A 21,952-nucleotide genomic window follows, 5' to 3' on the forward strand; every position below is an offset into this window, starting at 1 on the left:
CCAAAACATCTCTCGGGTGATTTCAATATATTTACTCGATAATGAAGATTAACATTAGCCATAATTGCCCGGAAAATTAAACAGCTGTTTGCTATGAATGCCCGGTGAATTATCTCTCGAGCTATTTTATTTTTTTTACCAACACTTTTATATGGAAAATCTTTTAGTAGCAGAAAATATCTACAAACAATTTGGCAATTTTACTGCACTAAATAATGTCTCAATAGCCATTCCGCGTGGTAGTATTTTTGGTCTTTTAGGTCCTAATGGTGCAGGAAAAACCACTTTGCTACGTATAATTAACCAAATTACCATGCCAGATAAGGGCCAGGTTTATCTAGACGGCAAACATTTACAGCCCAATGATATTGCGCATATTGGTTACCTGCCGGAAGAACGCGGACTTTATAAATCTATGAAAGTTGGGGAGCAGGCACTTTACCTGGCTCGATTAAAAGGACTTTCTAAAGCTGAAGCCAAAGAACGCCTGGAATACTGGTTTAAGAAATTACAAATTGAAGGATGGTGGGATAAAAAGATCCAGGAACTTTCTAAAGGGATGGCGCAAAAAATCCAGTTTATTATCACCGTTTTACACAGGCCTAAGCTGTTAATTTTTGATGAGCCATTTAGTGGTTTTGATCCTGTAAATGCTGGTTTAATTAAGAACGAAATCCTTCAGCTTAAAGAAGAAGGAGCAACTATACTTTTTTCTACCCACCGAATGGAAAGTGTAGAAGAATTATGTGATTATATGGCTTTAATTCATTTGTCCAATAAATTATTAGACGGAAAAGTTTCAGAAATAAAACGGGAATATAAATCTAACACCTATGAAGTAGGTTTGGAAACAGAAAATGATACCGCTCTTTTAGCAGAATTAAAAGAAAAATTCGTGGTTGGTAATACTAATTTTAAAAGTATAAACGACGATCTTAAATTAACCATTCAGCTTAAAGAAGGTGAAACTCCTAACCAATTATTAAATTATCTTCTTGCTAAAGCCAAGATAAATCATTTTGTAGAAGTTATTCCATCAGTAAACGATATTTTTATAAAAACCGTAACTCAACATGCGTAATTTAAAGCTTATAATTCAGCGGGAATATTTGGCGCGGGTAAGGAATAAAACCTTTATTATCATGACTTTTTTAAGTCCGCTAATTCTGGTTGGGATGTTCGCACTTATCGCTTATTTAAGTATGCTGAATAGCAGCGAACAACGTATTATTGGTTTGTATGATGAGACTGAAATGTTTGCTTCAGAATTTAAAGATCAGGAACAGGTTCAATATTTAGACCTTTCTGGAAAGAGCTTTAAAGAAGCAAAACAAATGGTTAATGAACAGGATTATTACGGGCTTATATATATTCCTAAAAATATTAATAGAGATCTTCAAGGCGTTCAGTTTTTTGGGAAAGAATCTCCCGGTTTAGGAACTATCCAGGCTATAGAAAAAACCATTGCCGATAGGCTTACACGTGAAGAACTTATTGAGCGAGGTATTGATGTAAACCAATTAAACGAAGCTAAAACCGAGGTTAGAATTGAAATTCAGAATTTCTCTGGAGAGCGTACGTCCAAAATGTCTAATTATATAAAAATGTTTTTTGGTGGCGCTGCGGGTTATTTATTAATGATGTTTATTATCATTTATGGTAACATGGTAATGCGCAGTGTTATTGAGGAAAAAACAAATAGAATTATTGAAATTATTGTTTCTTCAGTAAAACCCATTCAACTTATGATGGGAAAGGTTTTAGGTACCTCTTTAGCAGGAATCACGCAATTCACCATTTGGGTACTATTAGCTGGAGTTTTAGCAATGACTTCGTTTTACGTGTTAGGCATTGATATTTTTACTGTTCAGAAATCACAATTAGAGACGGTTGAGCAAATTGCACAACCCGAAATAGCGCAGCTGGTAATGGATGTGCTTAATTTACCAATTCTTAAATTAATTATATTTTTCCTTATTTATTTTATTGGTGGTTATTTCCTTTACAGTTCTATTTACGCTGCAATTGGTGCGGCGGTAGATAGTGAAACCGATACCCAACAATTTATGTTTCCGGTAATTTTACCTTTAATGTTAGGTATTTATGTGGGTTTCTTTTCGGTAATAGAAAATCCGCATGGTACAGTTTCTACTATTTTTTCAATGGTGCCTCTTACTTCTCCAATAGTTATGTTAATGCGTATACCCTTTGGAGTGCCGTGGTGGGAACTCGCAATTTCTGTAGCACTTTTAATTATTACCAATTTTATAGTAATTTGGATAGCAGCTAAAATTTATAGAGTAGGAATTCTTATGTATGGTAAAAAAGCCAGTTACAAAGAACTATTCAAATGGCTCAAATATTAGAGAATGCAGGAACAGCAAAAATCAGAAACATCAGAGGCGATCTTAGAAGTGGTGGAAGAAGATATCTGGGGTAGCCTGGTGGACTTTTGGAATCTTATCCTTTTCAAATATGAGGTTAGTGGTACGCCAATAGAAATAACTGTAGGGCTTATTTTACTGGTAGTTATCGCATTTATTGTGACCAGTGTTGTTCTTAGGTTAATTAGATCTTTTATTACAAGTAAACTGGCCAAGGGAGACAAACAGAAGTTTATAAGCGTTTTTAAGTTTATAAAATATTTTGTCTATTTAGTGGTAATCTTAATCACCTTAAGCTCTGCCGGAATAAATATTACCATACTTTTAACAGCTTCGGCTGCACTTTTTGTTGGTATAGGTTTAGCTTTACAAGAGCTCTTTCAGGATATTATTGGAGGGGTTTTTATAATTATAGATAAATCGCTCTTAGTTGGAGATGTTATTGAAATGGAAGGCAGGGTAGGCCGTGTTTTTGAAATTAAACTAAGAACCACCCGTGCCCTTACCAGAGATGATAAGGTGATGATTATTCCCAATCATAAATTTATTAGCGATGTAATTTATAATTATACCCAAAACCATGCAACTACGCGGGAAGGCGTTCAGGTTGGTGTGGCCTACGGGAGTGACACCCAAAAAGTAAAAGATATTTTGTTGAAATGTGCCAGTGAAAACGAAAGTATTGTGAAAAGCCCTGAATCATTTGTTCTCTTTGACGATTTTGGAGCATCTTCTTTAGTGTTTTCACTCCATTTTTACGTAACCGATAGCTTTGTAGATCCAAAAATTAAAAGTGAGCTTAGATTTAAAATAGATGAAGAATTTAGGAAAAATAACATCACAATTCCGTTTCCACAGCGGGATGTGCATTTTTATCCTACCCAAAACCTAACCCAAAATTTATCAAAAAATGATGAAGACCTTTAAAATTATAGCTTTCCTGATGTTAGGAGCTGTAACTTTTCCGGCAACGTCCCAAACTACAGATTTAGCCCGAATAGAATATACATATTTTCCGCAGTCAGATTCAGATAATTCATTTCGTAGATTTAGAACCTTTGTTAATTTACCCATTAAATTAAATGGAAAAGGAGCCTATTTAATTCCGGGAGTAGAATATAGAAACGTAAATTTTAAATATAAAAATAGCGAAGCTTTTACCACCAATAACCTGGATAGGTTTCAATCTTTTACAGGTAAAATAGGCTACACATTTAAAATGAACGAGTTATGGCGTTTTGGCGCTGAGACCGGGGTGAAAATTGCTTCTAACTTCGCTACCAGTGAGTTGGTTAAAGATGATTTTATTTACACCGGGTCGGTTTATTTTATAAAAATTAAAGAAGATGAGCGTTACATAGAACCCTGGCGGCTTATTTTGGGACTTAGTTATTCTACCACAACCGGTTTTCCGTTTCCATTGCCTGTAATAAATTATTATAAGCGTTTTGATGAAAATTGGTCTTATGGGCTTGGAATACCTAAAACCAACCTGAAATATTATTTTAACAACAAACATGAAGTTCAGGGATTTGTAACATTAGATGGGTTTTTTGCTAATATTCAGCAAAACTTTAATCCTTATCCGCAAACAAATCCTGGCGCAAACCGGCTTGCAGAAAGTATGTCTATGACCATAGTTTTAAGCGGTTTGGGATACCAGTATAATATCACAGATAATATAGCATTTTATACCTATGCCGGTTATACGGTTATGAATGATATTAGATTAAGAGATAAAGACAGGGAGGACCTGTATACAATAGACGAAAACAATACATTCTACGCCCGTGGCGGCTTAAAATTTAGTATTTTATAATATGGCACGTATTTTATTAATAGAAGATGAAGCAGCAATTAGAAGGGTTTTAGTTAAAATCCTTACCGAAGAAAATGATAGTTATGAAGTTGAAGAAGCAGGAGATGGCCTGGAAGGAATTGAAAAGATAAAAGACGAAGATTATGATCTTGTACTTTGTGATATTAAAATGCCCAAAATGGATGGAGTAGAAGTCCTGGAGGCAATCATGAAAATAAAGCCTGAAATTCCCGTGGTAATGATTTCTGGTCACGGAGATTTGGATACCGCCGTGAATACAATGAAAGTAGGCGCTTTTGATTATATCGCAAAACCACCAGATCTTAATAGACTGCTTAATACCGTTCGCAATGCACTAGACCGCAAAGAGCTTGTTGTAGAGAATACACGGCTTAAGAAAAAAGTTAGTAAGAATTTTGAAATGGTAGGCCAATCAGAAGGGATTGAGCGTATTAAAGAACTTATTGAAAAAGTAGCTCCTACAGATGCCCGGGTGCTAATTACCGGGCAAAATGGTACAGGGAAAGAATTGGTGGCTCACTGGATACATCAAAAAAGTGAACGTTCAAAAGGGCCAATGGTAGAGGTAAATTGTGCTGCAATCCCTTCAGAATTAATAGAAAGTGAACTTTTTGGTCACGTTAAAGGGGCGTTTACTTCAGCAAATAAAGATCGTGCCGGTAAGTTTGAAGTTGCCAATGGAGGTACAATTTTTCTTGATGAAATTGGTGATATGAGTCTTTCGGCGCAAGCCAAAGTTTTAAGAGCGCTTCAGGAAAATAAAATCTCCCGCGTGGGTAGCGGCAAAGACATAAAAGTAGATGTTCGGGTTGTTGCAGCAACCAATAAAGACTTAAAAAAAGAAATAGAAGACAAAAAGTTTAGGGAAGATTTATATCACAGGCTTGCGGTAATTTTAATAGAAGTACCGTCGCTAAATGAACGCCGGGAAGATATTCCTTTACTTATAGATTATTTTAGCGAAAAGATTTCTGCAGAACATGGTTCGGGTAAAAAAGAATTTACCGAAGATGCCTTAAAAACTCTTAAAGAATATGACTGGCGCGGAAACATACGTGAACTTCGTAATGTTGTAGAACGGCTCATTATTTTAGGGGGCGATAAAATTACTGAAGAAGACGTAAAACTCTTCGGAAGCAAATTTTAGAGAATTTAATCGATTTTTTTCGGCGGCGGATTATATCTTAAAAAATACATAGTATCTCCGCTTGGGTGTTGCCATTCGTGGAATAATTCAAATCCAAATCGCTGATATACCAGTGCGTTTTTACGCATTCTGGTTTCGGCATATAGTGGAATTTGATATTCTATTGCCTGGCGGTAAAATTCGTCTTTCATTTCTTTACCAACCTGGGTATCTGCACCGCGAGATTCAGCCAAAATACCCCAGAACCAGCAGTAAAGATATTCCCCGGTTTGTGGGCGTTGTTTTTTAATATAATTCTGGTTTTTTACAATGCGATAAGCGTTTTTTATTCCGGTAACATTTAAAACCAAACCAATTTGGCTCCAAATATCTTTCAGAAAGTTATCGTCTTTTTTGCTGGTTTTAAATAAAATAGCAATTCCCATTCGGTTTTCAGAAATAATAAGAGCGTCTTTTTCAATCGCCTTCTCTACCATATGTGTGGCGAGATATTCAAAACGTTTGTGACGGTTACCTCCCTTTTTTACAATATCCATAGAGGACGGGATTTCCTTTAAAAGGCTGGTGACTTTGGTAATTATCTCTTCTTTTTCTGCTTTGTTCAAACTGCTATAATTTAGCGGCGAAGATATAAAATTTATCTTTTTTTAGGTTTAAAGTAAGTCGATTAAAATTCTGCAAATTCAAATACTTTTAAGGCATATTCTTTGTTATCACACAGGTAGCTAGAAATTGTTTCCTAAATTTTATAGAAACTATAAAGAATTAAAATAGAAGCTTCCAAAGGAATATTTATTTTAGCAGTCAAAACATGAAAATTTAAATCCTATTTTCCCGATGAAATTATACATTTTCGCCTTTTTTGGCCTTTTTCTTACACTAAATCTTAATGCACAGGCTCCTGAAACTAAAGAAGATTCTCTTAAAATTAGGGAGATATATTCTGCTGCGCTGGTAAATGGTAAAGCCTACAATTGGCTGGACCATCTTTCTAACAAAATTGGAGGTAGGTTATCGGGTTCGTTAAATGCGCAAAAAGCGGTAGAATATACTAAAACACAGTTAGAAGAACTTGGTCTTGATAAGGTTTGGCTACAACCGGTTATGGTTCCAAAATGGACGCGTGGAGCTCGTGAACACGCTTATATACAAACCGGCCCGGGAATGACTACAGAAGTAAGTATAACAGCTCTTGGGGGCTCTGTTGCCACTGCTACCGGCGGTTTAAAAGCAAATGTTATAGAAGTGCAGGGAATTGAAGATTTAGAAAATTATAAAGATGAAATAAAGGGCAAAATTGTTTTTTATAATCGCCCAATGAATCCTGAACTTATTCAAACTTTTGAGGCGTACGGCGGGTGTGTAGATCAGCGTTATTCGGGGGCTGAAGCCGCTGCTAAATACGGTGCTGCCGGCGTAATTGTACGTTCTTTAAGTCATAAAATAGATGAAAATCCGCATACGGGGTCAATGAGCTATGGCGATTTACCAAATAGTAAACGAATTCCAGCTGCGGCGATTAGTACTAAAGATGCCGAATATCTTTCCGGAATTTTGAAGCTGAAAAAAGACCTTGAATTTTATTTTAAATTGAGTTCAGAAAATCACGGCGAAGTACAATCTTACAATGTAATTGGGGAAATAGCAGGTAGCGAATTTCCGGAAGAAATTATGGTAGTTGGCGGCCACCTGGATTCCTGGGATTTGGGAGATGGTTCTCACGATGATGGTGCGGGTGTAGTGCAATCTATGGAGGTTTTGCGCTTATTTAAAGAAACCGGCCATAAACCTAAAAGAACCATTAGGGTGGTACTTTTTATGAATGAAGAAAACGGTTTACGCGGCGGGAATAAGTATGCCGATGTAGCACATAGTAAAAACGAAAATCACATTTTTGCTTTAGAAAGTGATGCCGGAGGATTCACTACTCGCGGATTTTCTTTTGAAGCCGATGATGCTCAATTTGCGCAAATTGAAAGTTGGAAACCACTTTTTGAACCTTACCTGATTCATTATTTTGAAAAAGGTGGAAGTGGAGCCGATATTGGTCCGTTGAAAAAGGGAGATATTGTACTTGCGGGATTAAGACCAGATTCACAAAGATATTTTGACCATCATCACGCGGCAACTGATACCTTTGAACACGTAAACAAACGTGAGCTGGAACTTGGAGCTGCTACAATGACTTCATTGATCTATTTAGTAGATAAGTATGGAATAAAGCGAATTAATCTGGAAAAAGATCAGAAACTTTAGATTTAAAATTTAATTATTCTTTATCGCAATTTAAATTTTAGAGCAGCAAAATCCTACTATCTTTGCCGCCTAAAATTATGTTTTGCAGCTAAGCGCCTACACACAAGAATTCAGCAAAAATTTAAATATTGCCTTTCCCGTAATGCTCGGGCAATTAGGCCATGTATTAGTTGGGCTGGTAGATAATTTAATGATTGGCCAATTAGGGCCGGCACCACTAGCGGCGGTTTCCCTGGGAAATTCGCTGGTTTTTATAGCCCTCTCTTTAGGAATTGGTTTTTCTTTCGCCATTACACCTTTAATTGCTGAAGCCGATGGCGCGCAGGATATAAATAAAGGCAGAAGCTATTTTCACCACGGTGTAATTTTATGTATTATTAATGGAATTCTTCTTTTTCTCACCTTACTCATAGCGAAACCGGTATTGTATTATTTAGACCAACCGCCAGAGGTGGTAGAACTTGCCATTCCCTATCTTAATATCGTGGCGTTTTCAATGATTCCCTTAATGATTTTCCAGGCATTTAAGCAATTCGCTGACGGACTCTCGCAAACAAAATATGCCATGTATGCCACTTTAATTGCTAACGTGGTAAACGTGATTTTTAATTACCTCTTAATCTACGGAATCTGGATTTTTCCAAGACTGGAATTAGAAGGAGCAGCAATTGGTACCTTGATTTCCCGATTCTTTATGTTATGGTTTGTTTGGGAAATTTTGAGACGAAAAAAGAAATTTGCCGAATATTTCAAATGGGGAAAAAAGGAATCTCTAAACTCTGATGTATTTAAAAGATTATTAAACCTCGGTTTTCCAACGGCGCTGCAAATGCTTTTTGAAGTTGGGATTTTTACCGCTACCGTATTCCTTGCCGGTTTGTTGGGTACTAATCCACAAGCGGCAAACCAAATTGCTTTGAATCTCGCTTCAATGACTTTTATGATTGCTGTTGGACTTGGAGTTACAGCTACTATTAGGGTAGGAAATCAAAAAGGTCTTGCTAATTTTAAAGATTTACGCAGAATTGCATTTTCAACATTTCTGCTTGTATTTTTAATTGAAGCAGTATTTGCTTTAGGCTTTATTCTGCTTAAAGATTGGCTGCCTACATTTTATATAGATAATGCCGAGGTGATTTTACTTGCTGCCCAATTATTAGTTGTAGCTGCGTTATTTCAGCTTAGTGACGGTTTGCAGGTGGTTATTCTGGGAGCTTTAAGAGGTCTTCAGGACGTGAAAATTCCCACGGTAATTTGTTTTATTTCTTACTGGATTATTGGCTTTCCTGTTTCCTGGTATTTTGGCAAAGCCGAAAATCTTGGAAGTATGGGAATCTGGCTTGGGCTCCTTGCCGGGCTCTCTGTTTCGGCATTAATGTTGTACATTCGATTTAACTATTTAACAAAAAAACTTATTTTGCAAGAGTCTAGTCTTGTTCAATCAAAAATATAATTATGGATTTCCCTAAATTTCTTCTCGGTGATAATACCGACTATCCCACTGCTATCTTCGTAATACATACCGAATTCCCACGATTTATCATTAATCTTGAGAACGATGAAGTAGAATGGCTGGAAGAATTTGATCAGCACGATGAAGAAGAACTTGAAAATGAAACCGAAAACCTTATTAAAGAAGCTTCAGAATTTTACGATAGGGAAATTGCAAGATACGAGGACGATTAATGGAGAAATTAATAGAGTTAGATCATAAATTATTTCTTTGGCTAAATAATCTCGGTAATGAAACCTGGGATTGGCTTTGGCTGCTCATTACCGATAAATGGACAGCAATCCCGCTATACGCTTTACTTTTATTCCTTATTTTTAGGAAATTCGGTTGGAAATCAAGCCTGGTCACGGTGGTATTTATAACCTTATTAATTACCGCTACAGATCAATTAGGAAATGTTTTTAAAGATGCTTTTGAACGTTTAAGACCCTGCCGGCAGGAAGGCATTATGGAATATACCCGGTTTGTGGCGGTTCGTTGCGGTTCTTATGGTTTCTTTTCAGCACACGCTTCTAACTCGATGGGCGTTGCTATTTTTCTTGGATTATTATTTAGAAAAGTCTTTCCTAAAATGATATTCTGGTTAGTTGCCTGGGCTTTACTTGTAGCTTATAGTCGGGTTTATCTAGGAGTGCATTATCCGGGAGATATACTTGTAGGAATGTTGATTGGTGGGCTCTTAGGCTTTATTTTCTATAAACTTCACGAATGGGCACAGCAGAAAATTTTCAAAAAGAATTAATCCAGATTTTCAAACTTTTCAATTAATAAATCGGCTGCGGCGAAAGCGGTTATCTTATTATTTTCTATAGCTTTTAATTGAATTTCAAGTTCGTTTTTCATCACAGGATTTTGGTAAAAGCGGTTTTTTAGATGTTCGTTTATAGTTTGTAGAAGCCAGAATTTATTCTGCTCTTTTCTGTTTTTCAGGAAAAAACCATTTTCTTTTCCTAGCTTTTCAAATTCTTTAATCAGTTCCCAAACACTATCAATTCCCGTTTGCTTTAAAGCACTGCTAAGAGCAACTTTTGGTTTCCAGCCGCTTTCTTTGCTTGGGTAAAGTTGGAGCGCACGGTTAAACTCCAGTTTTGCCTCCCTTGCAGCTTTTATATTGTCTCCATCAGCTTTGTTGATCACAATTGCATCGGCCATCTCTATAATTCCTCGTTTTATGCCTTGTAGTTCGTCTCCGGCTCCGGCCAGTTTCAGCAATAAAAAGAAATCGGTCATACTGTGCACCGTGGTTTCACTTTGGCCAACCCCAACGGTTTCAATAAGCACAACATCAAAGCCTGCAGCTTCACATAGAATAATACTTTCGCGGGTTTTTTTGGCCACCCCACCAAGAGAAGAACCCGAAGCCGATGGCCGTATAAAAGCATTTTCTTCTTTTACAAGGTTTTCCATCCTGGTTTTATCACCTAAAATACTTCCGTGGGAAACACTACTACTGGGGTCTACCGCCAGTACCGCTACTTTTTTTCCTTGTTCGATTAAATATGAGCCAAAACTTTCTATAAAAGTACTTTTGCCCACGCCGGGCACGCCTGTAATTCCAATTCGAATAGATTTTTGAGAATAGGGCAAGGCGCCTTCCAATAACTGTTGCGCCTTTTTTCTATGTGAAAATTGATTACTTTCTACCAAAGTAATTGCACGGCCTAATGCAGTCTTATTTCCATTTAGAAGTTGCTGAAGCAAATCTTCTTCCTCAAATTTATTTTTTCGGGAAGCTCTAATCTTTTGAGCTGATTTTGGATTCACATTCGCCGAGGCCGGCTTACTGCCAGATTCACTTAATGCCGATTTTTGGTTCTTCTCGCTCAAACTATACTTATTTATGACAAATTTATGAATTCGATCTTTGGGAGCCTTGTTTATGCTTGGTATATTCAGGCCTAATTAATATAACTTAAATAACGATGAAAAATTTGTATAAAACAACGGTAACTACAAAAGGAGCAAGAAAAGGCCACGCCAAAAGTGATGATGGAATATTGGACGTAAAATTAAGTATGCCAAAATCTATGGGCGGTGAAGGCGGAAATTATACCAATCCGGAGCAATTATTTGGAGCGGGGTATTCTGCTTGTTTTGGAGGTGCATTGCAGTTAGCTGCTAAGAATCACGGTATAGATATAGATGAAAATGTTAGTGTGAGCGCAGTAGTAAAATTAGGCCTGACTGATGAGGAAGAAAATTTACAACTATCTGTAGTATTAGACTGCTATTTACCAGGTGTAGATGTTGAAACTGGTGAAAAAATTGTAAATGAAGCCCACGAGATTTGCCCTTATTCTAGAGCCACAAGAGACAATATAGATGTGACGCTTAATCTTTTAGTAGACGAAGATTAAGGTGATATTTTCGAAATTTCGTTATCGTCATGCTGAACTTGTTTCAGCATCTAAGACTTTAAGAAATTAGACACTGAAACAAGTTCAGGGTGACTTAAATTATAAACCTCACAGGATTTTATGACCCTGTGAGGTTTAATTTTTTATGCTTTTTCAGGTTTTATAGGAACACTAACCAGCGTTTCGGCCCAGGCCAGGTTTAAATTTATAAATTCATTTTCTTCATTAAAAGCTATAGTAAATTGTTCAATAGTTCTTTGTAAATCTTTGGTAGGAACTTCCAGTACCAGCGCATCAAACTCAGGATCACGATAAGCTTTTTCCTCCATATCAATTCCCCAGGGATACATATTTTTATTAAAAATCACCTTCCAGGAATCTTCCATGGGGATGGTCCACAAGGTGTATTTCCCGGCTTCTAAAAGGGAACCATCTACCATTATATCTTTATTGGTTTCAAAAGTAGTGGCTTCGTTGGCACCGGTACGCCATACTTCATTATAAGGTACCAGTTCACCAAAAATCACCCGTTCTTTTTTATAAGGGCGGTTATAAAAAACTTCTATTTTCAAATCACCCTGTGTATAATTTACGGTGGCTTCGGGACTATGAGCTTTAGTACTGTAGCGCATTATAAATACCACTACAGCGGCTAAGACAATAATAATTCCGCCAATCTTTAAAAACGTTTTTACCGGTTTTTTCATTATTATTTTATTTTGAAATACTACAGTTCAAAAAGCGTGCAAACTAATTTTTCAGGCTTTAAAAAGGAAAAAACGTATTTTCAGCTACAAAATAACAGAAGCTTGCAACATTGCAAAAATAGTTTCGTCTTTAAAGTACAACCAATCAAAGAAAATGATACAGCATCAATTAATAGAAGCCTGTAAAAACAAAGATCGCAGGGCCCAGCTGAAGCTCTACAATCAGTATTGCCAGGGAATGCATTATGTGGCCTTGCGTTTTTTGAAAGATCCTTATGAGGCAGAAGACGCGATGCAGGAAGCTTTTATAAAAGCTTTTGCAAAACTGCAACAATTTACGGGGGAAGTTACTTTTGGCGCCTGGCTTAAGCGTATTGTAATTAATAAGTGTATAGATAAATTAAAAGCGAAAAAGCTGGAATTAGTTGCTATTAATGAACAGGTATTGAGCACAGCCGAAGAAGACGATAATTGGCAGGTAGACGATGGGATTGGAATGGAAGAAATAAAGCAAAGTATGGAAAAACTTCCCGAAAAATATAAATATCCACTGATGCTGTTCTTAATGGAAGGCTATGACCACGAAGAAATATCAGAGATTTTAAATATTAGTCCGGTAGCCTCGCGGACTTTAGTGCACAGAGGTAAGAAAAAATTGCAGGAAGAATTAAAGACTATAAAAAATGGCACAGGATATTAGAGAAATGTTCAGGAACGAGAAGGAGCCTAAACCCAACACTTTACCCAAAGGGCACCAAAAGCGATTTGAAGATCGCCTGGAGAAAGAATTTCCCGTAGAAAAGAAGAATAATACGTTCTTTTTTCTAAAGATCGCAGCGGTTTTAATTGTTGCGCTGGGCGTGGGATTCTTTTTTCTGAATTCAGGGGGAGATAATTTTACGAATGAGCCATCGGTAGCTGACACTCCAAATCAGGAAAATTCAGAAGAAAAAGAAAATAAGCCGGGAACAACTGAAAATAATTTTCAGCTAAGTGAAGTTTCACCTGAATTCAAGAAGATTGAAGATTATTATATGGCCAGTCTTAATATTGAACTTTCCAAGATCAATATTACACCCGCAAATAAAGCCCTTATAGATTCTTTTATGAACCAAATGGCTGAACTGGATAAGGAATACCAACGCTTAAATACAGAAATTAAAGAAGCGGGGCCAAACGAGCAAACCCTGGAAGCGATGATAGCGAATCTTCAGCTTAGATTAGACTTGCTATATAAGCTAAAAAGCAAATTAAAGGAAATTAAACAATCAAAAGACAACGAATATGAAAACTACGAGGTATAATTTAATAGTTGCGCTGCTGCTCTGCCTTCCGGTAACATTGAGCGCGCAAACAAAAAAGCTGGATAAAACTTATAAAACCTCCGGCGATGTAGAAGTGAAAATTGATGCCAGTCACACCAATATTATTGTAGAATACTGGGATAAAAATGAAGTGCAAATTGAAGCCTCTCTGGAAACTGGTGAAATTGAAAAAAGTGAAATAAAAGATATTCTTGCGGCCTGGAAATTAAATACTTCCGGAAATGCTTCAGAAGTAAATATTTCTTCAGGCGGGGGAATGCAGTGGAGCGGAGATATAGATCTAAGCGGATTGGAAAAACCACTGGCCAGTCTTCCGCAGATGCTGGAGCCATTAATGAATAATTTGGTGACGCCTTTGATGCAAAGTATGGGAGAAAGTATGGGAGCGCCGCTTCCGCCAGAATTCAGTGAAAAAATGGGCAATATCAAATTTGACTATGAAGCTTATAAAAAAGACGGTGACAAATACATTGCGAAGTTTGAAAAGCAAATGGAAGCGAATTTTGGTGAAGATTTTGAAAAAGATATGGAAAAATGGGCTTCTCAGTTTGAAAAAAATGCCGAGAAATGGGAGAAGAATTTTGAAATGAAGATGGAAATAAATAGTGAAGAGCTTGAAAAGTCTATGGAAAAATGGGCCGAAAGTTTTGGTAATGATATGGAAGCCTGGGGCGAATCTTTTGGAGCGCAAATGGAAGCCCGTTTTGGTGATGCAGAAAATGGAAAACCAAAAGTGATAGGTTTAAGTAATTCTAAGGCCAAAAAGACCATTAAAGTAAAAATGCCTAAAAACGCAAAGCTTAATCTTGATGTACGCCACGGGGATGTAAACCTTTCGGGTACAACGAATAATCTTCACGCCGATCTTTCTCACAGTAAACTAACCGCCGATAGGATAAGCGGTAAAAGTACTAATGTAGAGGCAGCTTACACTCCGGTGAACATCAACTATTGGATTTATGGAATAATGGATGCCAGGTATGTAAAAAACTTTAAAATTAAGAAGGTTAAAAGCATCAAATTAAGTTCCAATTCCAGTAATGTAAATATTGAGGAGCTTGAAGATACCGGGATTTTATCGGGAAATTTTGGGGAGTTGAATATTGCAAGAGTAGGGGCTAATTTTAAAAATCTAGATATTAATTTAGAGAATAGCGATCTGGAACTTGGTTTGCCTTCATCAGCTTTTAATTTTATGTATAGTGGCACCCAGAGCGATATTAAACATCCTGGTTCTTTAAAGGTAACAAGTAGCGAATCTTACGATAATAAAAAACTTACGGGATTTCATAAAACTAAAGATTCGGGAGGGAATATTAGCATTCAAGCTAATTTTAGCGATGTCTTGTTAAATTAAATTTCAAGGTGTAATTTTAGCGATTCTTAAACGGTAAATCGTTTTAAAGATCGCTTATGGGAACCACAAATTTTTCTGAATTTCTTTCGCAGTTAACACCGGGTTTTACCCAGGTTCTGGATGTGAATTTAAAAGAAGAAGATTATATAATTATAGATTTATCTGAAAACAATGTAGAGCTCGGGAAAGTAGATATTTCTTCTTCCCGGGCTTTTTCTAATTATATAGCCGAATATTTAAATGCCTTCGAAAAAAAGGTGGCTTTTGGAGGCTATTCTGAAGTACGAAAACTTTATAAGAGAAGTGAGCTTTTTACAACTTCTGAAGATGAAGATTTTAACAGGAATATACACTTAGGCCTGGATTTTTGGGCTGATGCACATACCGATGTTTTAGCGGTTTTAGATGGAAGAATTCATAGTTTTAATGATAATTCCAGTTTCGGAGATTACGGCCCAACCATAATTTTGGAACACGAATTTGAAGAAAAGAAGTTCTATTCCCTTTATGGTCATTTAAGTAAATCTTCATTAAACGGTCTTGTTCCGGGGAGTTCTGTGAAAAAAGGCGAAAAAATTGCTGAATTGGGAACACCTGAAGAAAATGGCGATTATGCACCACATTTACATTTTCAGATAATTGAAGATTTAGTTGAAAAAATAGGGGATTTTCCCGGGGTTACTTCCCGCCGGGAATTGGACTTCTATCTACAAAACTGCCCAGATCCCAATTATTTGCTCAAATTGAAAAACTCCTGATTATTTTTTTTTCTTAAAATCAATGCAACAATAGCTGAGGTTACTACACCCATCATTAATGCACCGGCTATAGATTGTACTATATATGAGCTTAAGTTAAAATAAGCTTCAGCATCTTCCTGCTTCATAGCATTTCTTTCTACGCTGCTTTCTATAGCGTTTTCAAAATATTCGGGAGAAATAAGATAGTGTGTAATTAGTTGGCCAATAGGAGAGAGTAAGGCAATAACAATACTTAAAATTACTCCCGAAACGAATCCCTGTCTCCAGCTCATTTTTCCGCGGAAAAAATTCTTTCTTTTATCATGAATGGCAAAGAAGTAAATTGCTATTGCAATTAAACCGAAAAAGTTGGTGTAAATAGCGTGTTTGGCAATGAGCACATCGTGCCAGCCCATGAGTTTCTCAAAATACATCCAAAGTAAAGATGCAGCGAAGAAAATTACGCCCCACTTTATTTCTATTTGGTAGTTTTTCATTTTTTTGATGATTGGTTGAATGAAAAGCTAATGTACTCAAAAAAAGAAAGGGCTGTTTAAAAGTTCCTCTATTTAGGAGGTTTAAACAGCCCTTTTGTATAATTTAAAATTAAATTACTGATTCACAACAACCCAATCTCCTTTTTCAATAAGCGGAATAGCCTGTTTGTATTTAAGAGTTTTATTCTCGCCACTCATTACATTTTTTATAGTCACTTTATCATTACGGCCAATCTTTGGTTGGTCTCTGGTAATGGTTTCGGTCACCTGTGGGCGGCGTTGCTGTTGGGTGTTCTCAGCAGCGCGACTTTGAGCAGCTCTTTCGTCTATATTAGGAATTTCATCTTTTTGAGTTTCTACTTTTTCTTTTTTGCGTTGTCTTGCTTCCTGGATATTTGAAACATTTCCTTCTGGAATTTCACCTTTGAAAAGGAAAGAAATTACATCCCGATTTACGTGATCCAGCATAGATTTAAACAATTCAAAAGCTTCAAATTTATAGATCAATAATGGATCCTTTTGCTCGTGAACCGCTAATTGAACGCTCTGTTTTAACTCATCCATCTTGCGAAGGTGGGTTTTCCAGGCATCATCAATTATTGCAAGACTTATATTTTTCTCAAAATCTTTAACCAACTGAACACCTTCGGTTTCGTAAGCTTTCTCAAGATTCGTAACTACCTGAAGCGTTTTTTGCCCGTCTGAAAATGGTACAGAAATTCTTTCAAAATTGTTGCTTTCGTCTTCGTAAACCTGCTTAATTACCGGGAAAGCCCTGGAAGCGCTGTGCTTCATCTTTTCCTGGTAATGCTGGTAGGCTTCTTTATAGACAATTCCGGCAATTTTTTGTACGCTCATTTTCTCGAATTCTTCTTCTGAAACCGGGGCACTCATAGAGAAATACCTAATCAGTTCAAATTCAAAATTCTTATAATCCTGGGCAACTTTATTATTTTCGGTAATCGCTTCAGAAGTATCAAAGATCATATTCGCAATATCAACCTTAAGCCTGTCGCCAAATAATGCGTGGTAACGACGTTTGTAAATCACTTCCCGTTGGGCGTTCATCACATCATCATATTCCAACAAACGCTTTCTAATTCCGAAGTTATTTTCCTCTACTTTCTTTTGGGCACGCTCAATGGATTTTGAGATCATGGAATGTTGAATTACTTCACCTTCTTCCAGACCCATTTTATCCATTAATTTTGCGATCCTTTCAGAGCCGAATAGACGCATTAGATTATCTTCCAGAGAAACATAGAACTGAGAACTTCCCGGATCTCCCTGGCGGCCTGCACGACCTCTTAACTGGCGGTCTACACGCCGTGAATCGTGACGCTCTGTACCTACAATGGCTAAACCACCGGCTTCTTTAACTTCTTTACTAAGTTTAATATCGGTGCCACGACCTGCCATGTTAGTGGCGATAGTTACAATACCAGATTTACCTGCTTCGGCCACAATATCGGCTTCTCGTTTATGTAGTTTCGCGTTAAGCACGTTGTGCGGAACATTTCTCAATTTCAGCATTCTTGAGAGTAATTCTGAAATTTCTACAGAAGTTGTACCAATAAGTACGGGTCTTCCTGCATTAGAAAGCTGGGTAACATCGTCTATTACCGCGTTATATTTTTCTCTTTTGGTTTTGTAAACCATATCGTCCTTATCCTTTCTGGCAATAGGACGGTTGGTAGGAATCTCTACCACATCTAATTTATAGATTTCCCAGAATTCTCCAGCTTCAGTTACAGCTGTACCGGTCATACCAGATAACTTGCTGTACATTCTAAAGTAATTCTGAAGCGTTACTGTTGCAAAGGTTTGGGTAGCATCTTCAATTTTTACGTTTTCCTTGGCTTCAATTGCCTGGTGTAAGCCATCGCTATAACGGCGCCCGTCCATAATACGGCCGGTTTGCTCGTCTACAATTTTTACTTTATTGTCTATAACCACATATTCGTCGTCTTTCTCAAATAGAGTATAGGCTTTTAGAAGCTGGCGCAAAGTGTGAATACGTTCACTTTTTACGCTGTAATCTCTAAAAAGTTCTTCTTTTTTCTCGGCTTCTTCTTCTTTAGAAAGTCCTTCTTTTTCAATCTTGGCGATTTCCATTCCCATCTCTGGCATAACAAAGAAATCGGAATCCCCATCGGCAGAAAGAAACTCAATACCTTTATCGGTAAGGTCTATCTGATTGCTTTTTTCTTCAATAGTGAAATAAAGGTCTGCATCTACTTTTGGCATTTCACGGTTGTTGTCCTGCATGTAATGATTTTCGGTCTTCTGCAGTAACTGTTTTATACCTTCTTCACTAAGAAATTTAATAAGTGCTTTATTCTTTGGTAGACCTCTATAAACTCTTAGTAACAAGAATGCACCATCTTTGGTGTTTCCTTCTTTGATAAGTTTTTTAGCTTCAGCAAGAACCTTAGTAAGGTGTTTACGCTGAAGTTCTACAATATTAGAAATTGCAGGTTTGAGTTCGTTAAATTCGTGAACATCACCTTTTGGGATTGGCCCGGAAATAATTAAAGGTGTACGCGCATCATCAATTAAAACCGAATCTACCTCATCTACAATGGCAAAGTTATGCGGGCGTTGTACGAGATCGTTTGGAGCGTGAGACATATTATCACGCAAATAATCGAAACCAAATTCATTGTTGGTTCCGTAAGTAATATCGGCATTATAGGCTTTTCTCCTGGAGGCTGAATTTGGCCTGTGGTAATCTATACAATCTACACTTAAACCGTGAAATTCAAAAAGTGGCGCCATCCAGGCACTATCCCTTTTTGCCAGGTAGTCGTTTACCGTTACAAGGTGCACTCCGTTTCCGGTAAGAGCGTTAAGATACATTGGTAAGGTTGCCACAAGGGTTTTACCTTCACCGGTTTGCATCTCGGCAATTTTTCCCTGGTGCATAGCCACACCACCAATTAGCTGTACATCGTAATGAATCATATCCCAGGTTACCGGTTTTCCGGCAGCATCCCAGGAATTGTTCCAGATTGCGTGATCGCCTTCAAGATTTACATAATCTTTTTCGGCAGAAATCTCGCGATCAAATTCTGAGGCGGTAACTTTAAGTTGTTCGTTATGAAAAAAGCGTTTTGCGGTTTCTTTTACCGTTGCAAAGGCTTCGGGTAGAATATCGTTAAGAACCCCTTCAGAGATCTCATAAGATTTAGCTTTCAGCGCATCAATTTCAGCATAAATATCTTCCTTTCGGGTAATATCGTCACTGGCATCGGCCTCGGCTTCCAGCTCTTCAATTTGTTTATTTATATCTTTTAGAGCTTCAGCGATCTTCGCCTTAAAGCTTGCTGTTTTAGCCCTAAGTTCGTCTATAGAAAGGGCTTCAAACTCACCTTCCAGCGCCTTTATCTTATCGACTATAGGTTGTATTTCTTTGACGTCTTTTTTAGATTTATCGCCAACAAATACTTTTAATACAGAATTTAAAAAACTCATAATAGTTTTTGTTTAATACGGGGTTCAAATGTACGCAAAAAAAAAGCCTCACTTTGGAGACTTTTTTCTATTTTTTGCGTGTTATTATTTAATATTCATCCTCATTCCAAAGATAATCTTCATCAGTGGGATAATCGGGCCAAATTTCCTCAATAGAATCATACGAATCTCCTTCATCTTCAATCGCCTGTAGGTTTTCTACTACTTCTAGTGGAGCACCTGTTCTAATGGCGTAATCAATTAATTCGTCTTTAGTTGCAGGCCAGGGTGCATCACTTAAATAAGATGCTAATTCTAAAGTCCAATACATGGGTTGCTCAGGTTTATTATTTTTGCAAAAATAAATTTTTTGTGGTAATAGCCAAGAAAAAAATCTATTATTTAATCAATACTGTTAAGAACATACGCTAAAATTATAGATTTTACTGAATAATTCTTGCTGAAGCCTTAAAATAAGAACTAAGATTTTTCGGGAATCCATTTTACCTCTTCGGCCTCTAATTTTTTAGACAACATCCGTGCCAGTACGAATAGATAGTCAGATAGTCTATTTAGATATTGTAAAACCTTATCGTCAAAAGCTTCAATTTCGTGTAAAGCTGTGGCAAGTCGCTCTGCACGCCGGCATACACACCGCGCTATGTGACAGAATGACACGCTTTGGTGGCCTCCCGGAAGCACAAAATGAGTCATAGGAGGAAGTTCCTCATTCATTTTGTCCATTTCTTTTTCCAGCATTTCTATATCTTCTGCCGAAATTTTAGGAATATTTAATCGCTCTTTTCCGTTTTTTAATTTTTGTTTTTCAGGATCTGTCGCCAGGGTAGAGCCGATAGTAAAGAGCCTATCCTGAATTCTGCTTAAAACCTGTTTGGTATGTTCGCCGGTATCCTGATCGCGAACAAGTCCAATATGAGAGTTAAGTTCGTCTACAGTGCCGTAACTTTCTATGCGAATATGGTGTTTGGGAACCCTGGTGCCTCCAAAAAGGGCAGTAGTACCTTTATCACCGGTTTTTGTATATATCTTCATATAAATGTTTTGTTTCTTACTGGATAATTGAAATTAAAATACTCAAAATTCTTACTTGAATTCCAGGCTTTTTCAAATTAAATTTTTAGTCCCGGGCCTAAATTATTTTACTTAAGACTTTGCCTTCCCTGGTAAAGTAATTTACTTTTCAAAAGTACAAAATGAAGAATTAAGGCGGCAATTAATGAGGCTAAGAAGTTAAATATTAGTTTCAGATTTTTCCTCTCTTCGGCGTTCCATATAGCGCCTTCTAAAATTTCTGTTCTTACGAGCCTTACGGTTCTTTTTTGCTCTACGGGAATTCCAAATAAAATAAACGAGAAAAGCCGCAATAAGCGCGAAGTAAATCCAGGTTTCCTGGTCAAACTCAAACATGATAAACTGTTAATTTTTTACAAGATATGAAATTTTGAGTTTTTAAGGAATTAAATTAAATTTTTCAATAGATGCATACTGAAGAGGAAGTTTATGTAAAAATTAAAGTCAGCATAGAAAATTTTTCTATGCTGACTTTTTTATAACTCATTTTTTAAATTTTAATCTTCGGTAGAAGTGGTTACCTGCGGGCCAATCCCACTTAGGTTTTGGTTATAAACCCAAAGTTCCTGAGAAGCGCCATTGGTAATATTCATCCAATCTTGTGTAAAAGAATTAAAAGAACCAGCCCCGTGAACTTCCTCAAACTTCTCTTTAAGCTTTTGATCTTTTCCCAGCCAGGCAAAATCATCGAAGAAATATACTACAGAAAGATCCTGGCCAGAGTTGGTAGACGAAAATTCATTGGTGTAAATTGCGAAAGGCGTTTCAGGTGATTTTTCCTTTAAAACTCCTGTTACCATTTCTAGCTTAGAAATCATATCTTCATATTTTCCTCTTGCTATGTCCCAAACGCTTACTCTAAGTTTGCTCATTTCAAAATTAGAAGGAAAATGAGATAATTTATTATGGAATCTCCAAAAAGTCACTTCCTCTTCGCTCTCTAAATAAGGGATCACATTATTGGTCCAGTCTTCATCATGTGCTTCCTGGGTAGGGCTGGCTTCATCAAAAGCACTCCACGGCATTGGCCCAATTACCGCCATATAATCATACGCATTTTGGCCATTCATGATTGTAAAAATTCGTACTCCCATAGCTCCTTCTGCATGAAACTGCTCATTGTGATTTTTCATACCTTCAGAAAACTCTTTTATTTTATCGCTTTTTGCTGAAAAAATAGTGGATCCAACAATGAGATATTCCTCATTGTTATCTGACTGATTTTGGGAAAATACCAAAAAAGGAATTAGCATCATCCAGTAAAAAATTGACTTCATAACTGTG

General features: G+C 37.0%; 23 protein-coding genes. 14 read left to right on the forward strand and 9 right to left on the reverse strand.

The features are described 5' to 3' along the window. Positions 1-151: 151 nt before the first annotated feature. The 5 genes from B4F31_RS12075 to B4F31_RS12095 are packed head-to-tail and all read left to right on the forward strand — an operon-like array spanning position 152 to position 5,371. Positions 152-1,081 carry an ABC transporter ATP-binding protein gene (locus B4F31_RS12075; RefSeq protein ID WP_286761390.1) on the forward strand — a complete coding sequence of 310 codons (930 nt, stop codon included), beginning with the start codon at positions 152-154 and terminating at the stop codon, positions 1,079-1,081. Next, entirely contained in the window at positions 1,074-2,366 is a 1,293-nt protein-coding gene (locus B4F31_RS12080) for an ABC transporter permease (protein ID WP_093301897.1), read from the forward strand. Before B4F31_RS12075 ends, B4F31_RS12080 begins: the two co-directional genes overlap by 8 nt. A gap of 3 nt (positions 2,367-2,369) precedes the next feature. Further along, on the forward strand, positions 2,370-3,311 hold the full coding sequence (locus B4F31_RS12085; RefSeq protein WP_075326168.1) for a mechanosensitive ion channel family protein: 942 nt from the start codon (positions 2,370-2,372) through the stop codon (positions 3,309-3,311). Then, a complete protein-coding gene (locus B4F31_RS12090) occupies positions 3,295-4,203 on the forward strand; it encodes a DUF6268 family outer membrane beta-barrel protein (RefSeq protein ID WP_075326169.1) in 909 nt (302 codons plus the stop codon). Before B4F31_RS12085 ends, B4F31_RS12090 begins: the two co-directional genes overlap by 17 nt. A gap of 1 nt (position 4,204) precedes the next feature. Next, complete coding sequence (locus B4F31_RS12095) at positions 4,205-5,371, forward strand: sigma-54-dependent transcriptional regulator (protein ID WP_093301900.1); 1,167 nt, start codon at positions 4,205-4,207, stop codon at positions 5,369-5,371. 5 nt (positions 5,372-5,376) lie between these two features. Here B4F31_RS12095 and B4F31_RS12100 read toward each other — a convergent pair whose 3' ends face one another. Continuing rightward, entirely contained in the window at positions 5,377-5,907 is a 531-nt protein-coding gene (locus tag B4F31_RS12100; protein ID WP_394333630.1) for a hypothetical protein, read from the reverse strand. Between the two features lie 301 nt (positions 5,908-6,208). On the opposite strand from B4F31_RS12100, the gene B4F31_RS12105 reads away from it, so the two are divergent. From B4F31_RS12105 to B4F31_RS12120, 4 genes are all read left to right on the forward strand, one after another. Continuing rightward, complete coding sequence (locus tag B4F31_RS12105; protein WP_286761391.1) at positions 6,209-7,627, forward strand: M20/M25/M40 family metallo-hydrolase; 1,419 nt, start codon at positions 6,209-6,211, stop codon at positions 7,625-7,627. An 82-nt stretch (positions 7,628-7,709) separates the two neighbouring features. Further along, positions 7,710-9,080 carry an MATE family efflux transporter gene (locus B4F31_RS12110; RefSeq protein ID WP_286761392.1) on the forward strand — a complete coding sequence of 457 codons (1,371 nt, stop codon included), beginning with the start codon at positions 7,710-7,712 and terminating at the stop codon, positions 9,078-9,080. 2 nt (positions 9,081-9,082) lie between these two features. Next, complete coding sequence (locus tag B4F31_RS12115; RefSeq protein WP_075326174.1) at positions 9,083-9,313, forward strand: hypothetical protein; 231 nt, start codon at positions 9,083-9,085, stop codon at positions 9,311-9,313. Beyond that, positions 9,313-9,882: a phosphatase PAP2 family protein gene (locus B4F31_RS12120; RefSeq protein ID WP_075326175.1), complete on the forward strand. Its 570-nt coding sequence runs from the start codon at positions 9,313-9,315 to the stop codon at positions 9,880-9,882. The genes B4F31_RS12115 and B4F31_RS12120 overlap by 1 nt, the downstream gene beginning before the upstream one ends. Here B4F31_RS12120 and meaB read toward each other — a convergent pair. Then, complete coding sequence (gene meaB, locus B4F31_RS12125) at positions 9,879-10,967, reverse strand: methylmalonyl Co-A mutase-associated GTPase MeaB (RefSeq protein WP_093301907.1); 1,089 nt, start codon at positions 10,965-10,967, stop codon at positions 9,879-9,881. The genes B4F31_RS12120 and meaB overlap by 4 nt on opposite strands. 95 nt (positions 10,968-11,062) lie before the next feature. Between meaB and B4F31_RS12130 the strand changes: the two genes are divergently transcribed. After that, the gene (locus B4F31_RS12130) at positions 11,063-11,497 is read left to right on the forward strand and encodes an organic hydroperoxide resistance protein (protein WP_075326177.1); all 435 of its coding nucleotides are present in this window, start codon (positions 11,063-11,065) and stop codon (positions 11,495-11,497) included. A 143-nt stretch (positions 11,498-11,640) separates the two neighbouring features. On the opposite strand, the gene B4F31_RS12135 is transcribed toward B4F31_RS12130, so the two are convergent. Further along, positions 11,641-12,204, reverse strand: a complete 564-nt coding sequence (locus B4F31_RS12135) for a DUF2911 domain-containing protein (protein WP_075326178.1) — start codon at positions 12,202-12,204, stop codon at positions 11,641-11,643. A 154-nt stretch (positions 12,205-12,358) separates the two neighbouring features. Here B4F31_RS12135 and B4F31_RS12140 point away from each other — a divergent pair, with 154 nt between their 5' ends. The 4 genes from B4F31_RS12140 to B4F31_RS12155 are packed head-to-tail and all read left to right on the forward strand — an operon-like array spanning position 12,359 to position 15,644. Further along, positions 12,359-12,904: an RNA polymerase sigma factor gene (locus B4F31_RS12140; protein ID WP_075326179.1), complete on the forward strand. Its 546-nt coding sequence runs from the start codon at positions 12,359-12,361 to the stop codon at positions 12,902-12,904. Continuing rightward, a complete protein-coding gene (locus B4F31_RS12145; RefSeq protein WP_208224881.1) occupies positions 12,888-13,508 on the forward strand; it encodes a hypothetical protein in 621 nt (206 codons plus the stop codon). The genes B4F31_RS12140 and B4F31_RS12145 overlap by 17 nt, the downstream gene beginning before the upstream one ends. Next, positions 13,489-14,886, forward strand: coding sequence for a hypothetical protein (locus B4F31_RS12150; RefSeq protein ID WP_286761393.1), 1,398 nt, complete (start codon positions 13,489-13,491; stop codon positions 14,884-14,886). Before B4F31_RS12145 ends, B4F31_RS12150 begins: the two co-directional genes overlap by 20 nt. A 56-nt stretch (positions 14,887-14,942) precedes the next feature. Further along, the gene (locus B4F31_RS12155; protein WP_286761394.1) at positions 14,943-15,644 is read left to right on the forward strand and encodes a peptidoglycan DD-metalloendopeptidase family protein; all 702 of its coding nucleotides are present in this window, start codon (positions 14,943-14,945) and stop codon (positions 15,642-15,644) included. Here the strand turns inward: B4F31_RS12155 and B4F31_RS12160 are convergent. From B4F31_RS12160 to B4F31_RS12185, 6 genes are all read right to left on the reverse strand, one after another. Next, on the reverse strand, positions 15,617-16,123 hold the full coding sequence (locus B4F31_RS12160) for a DUF4199 domain-containing protein (RefSeq protein ID WP_286761395.1): 507 nt from the start codon (positions 16,121-16,123) through the stop codon (positions 15,617-15,619). The two genes, B4F31_RS12155 and B4F31_RS12160, sit on opposite strands and share 28 nt — an antisense overlap. Before the next feature lie 114 nt (positions 16,124-16,237). Then, complete coding sequence (gene secA, locus B4F31_RS12165; protein WP_286761396.1) at positions 16,238-19,597, reverse strand: preprotein translocase subunit SecA; 3,360 nt, start codon at positions 19,595-19,597, stop codon at positions 16,238-16,240. A gap of 88 nt (positions 19,598-19,685) precedes the next feature. After that, complete coding sequence (locus tag B4F31_RS12170; RefSeq protein ID WP_008272287.1) at positions 19,686-19,907, reverse strand: DUF2795 domain-containing protein; 222 nt, start codon at positions 19,905-19,907, stop codon at positions 19,686-19,688. Positions 19,908-20,056: 149 nt separating this feature from the next. Continuing rightward, complete coding sequence (locus B4F31_RS12175) at positions 20,057-20,629, reverse strand: cob(I)yrinic acid a,c-diamide adenosyltransferase (protein WP_093301924.1); 573 nt, start codon at positions 20,627-20,629, stop codon at positions 20,057-20,059. Between the two features lie 198 nt (positions 20,630-20,827). Further along, the gene (locus B4F31_RS12180; protein WP_177195632.1) at positions 20,828-21,004 is read right to left on the reverse strand and encodes a hypothetical protein; all 177 of its coding nucleotides are present in this window, start codon (positions 21,002-21,004) and stop codon (positions 20,828-20,830) included. Between the two features lie 161 nt (positions 21,005-21,165). Beyond that, a complete protein-coding gene (locus tag B4F31_RS12185) occupies positions 21,166-21,945 on the reverse strand; it encodes a hypothetical protein (RefSeq protein WP_143083603.1) in 780 nt (259 codons plus the stop codon). Positions 21,946-21,952 lie beyond the last annotated feature (7 nt).

The organism is Salegentibacter sp. UBA1130, assembly GCF_002311535.1.
GTDB lineage: Bacteria > Bacteroidota > Bacteroidia > Flavobacteriales > Flavobacteriaceae > Salegentibacter > Salegentibacter agarivorans.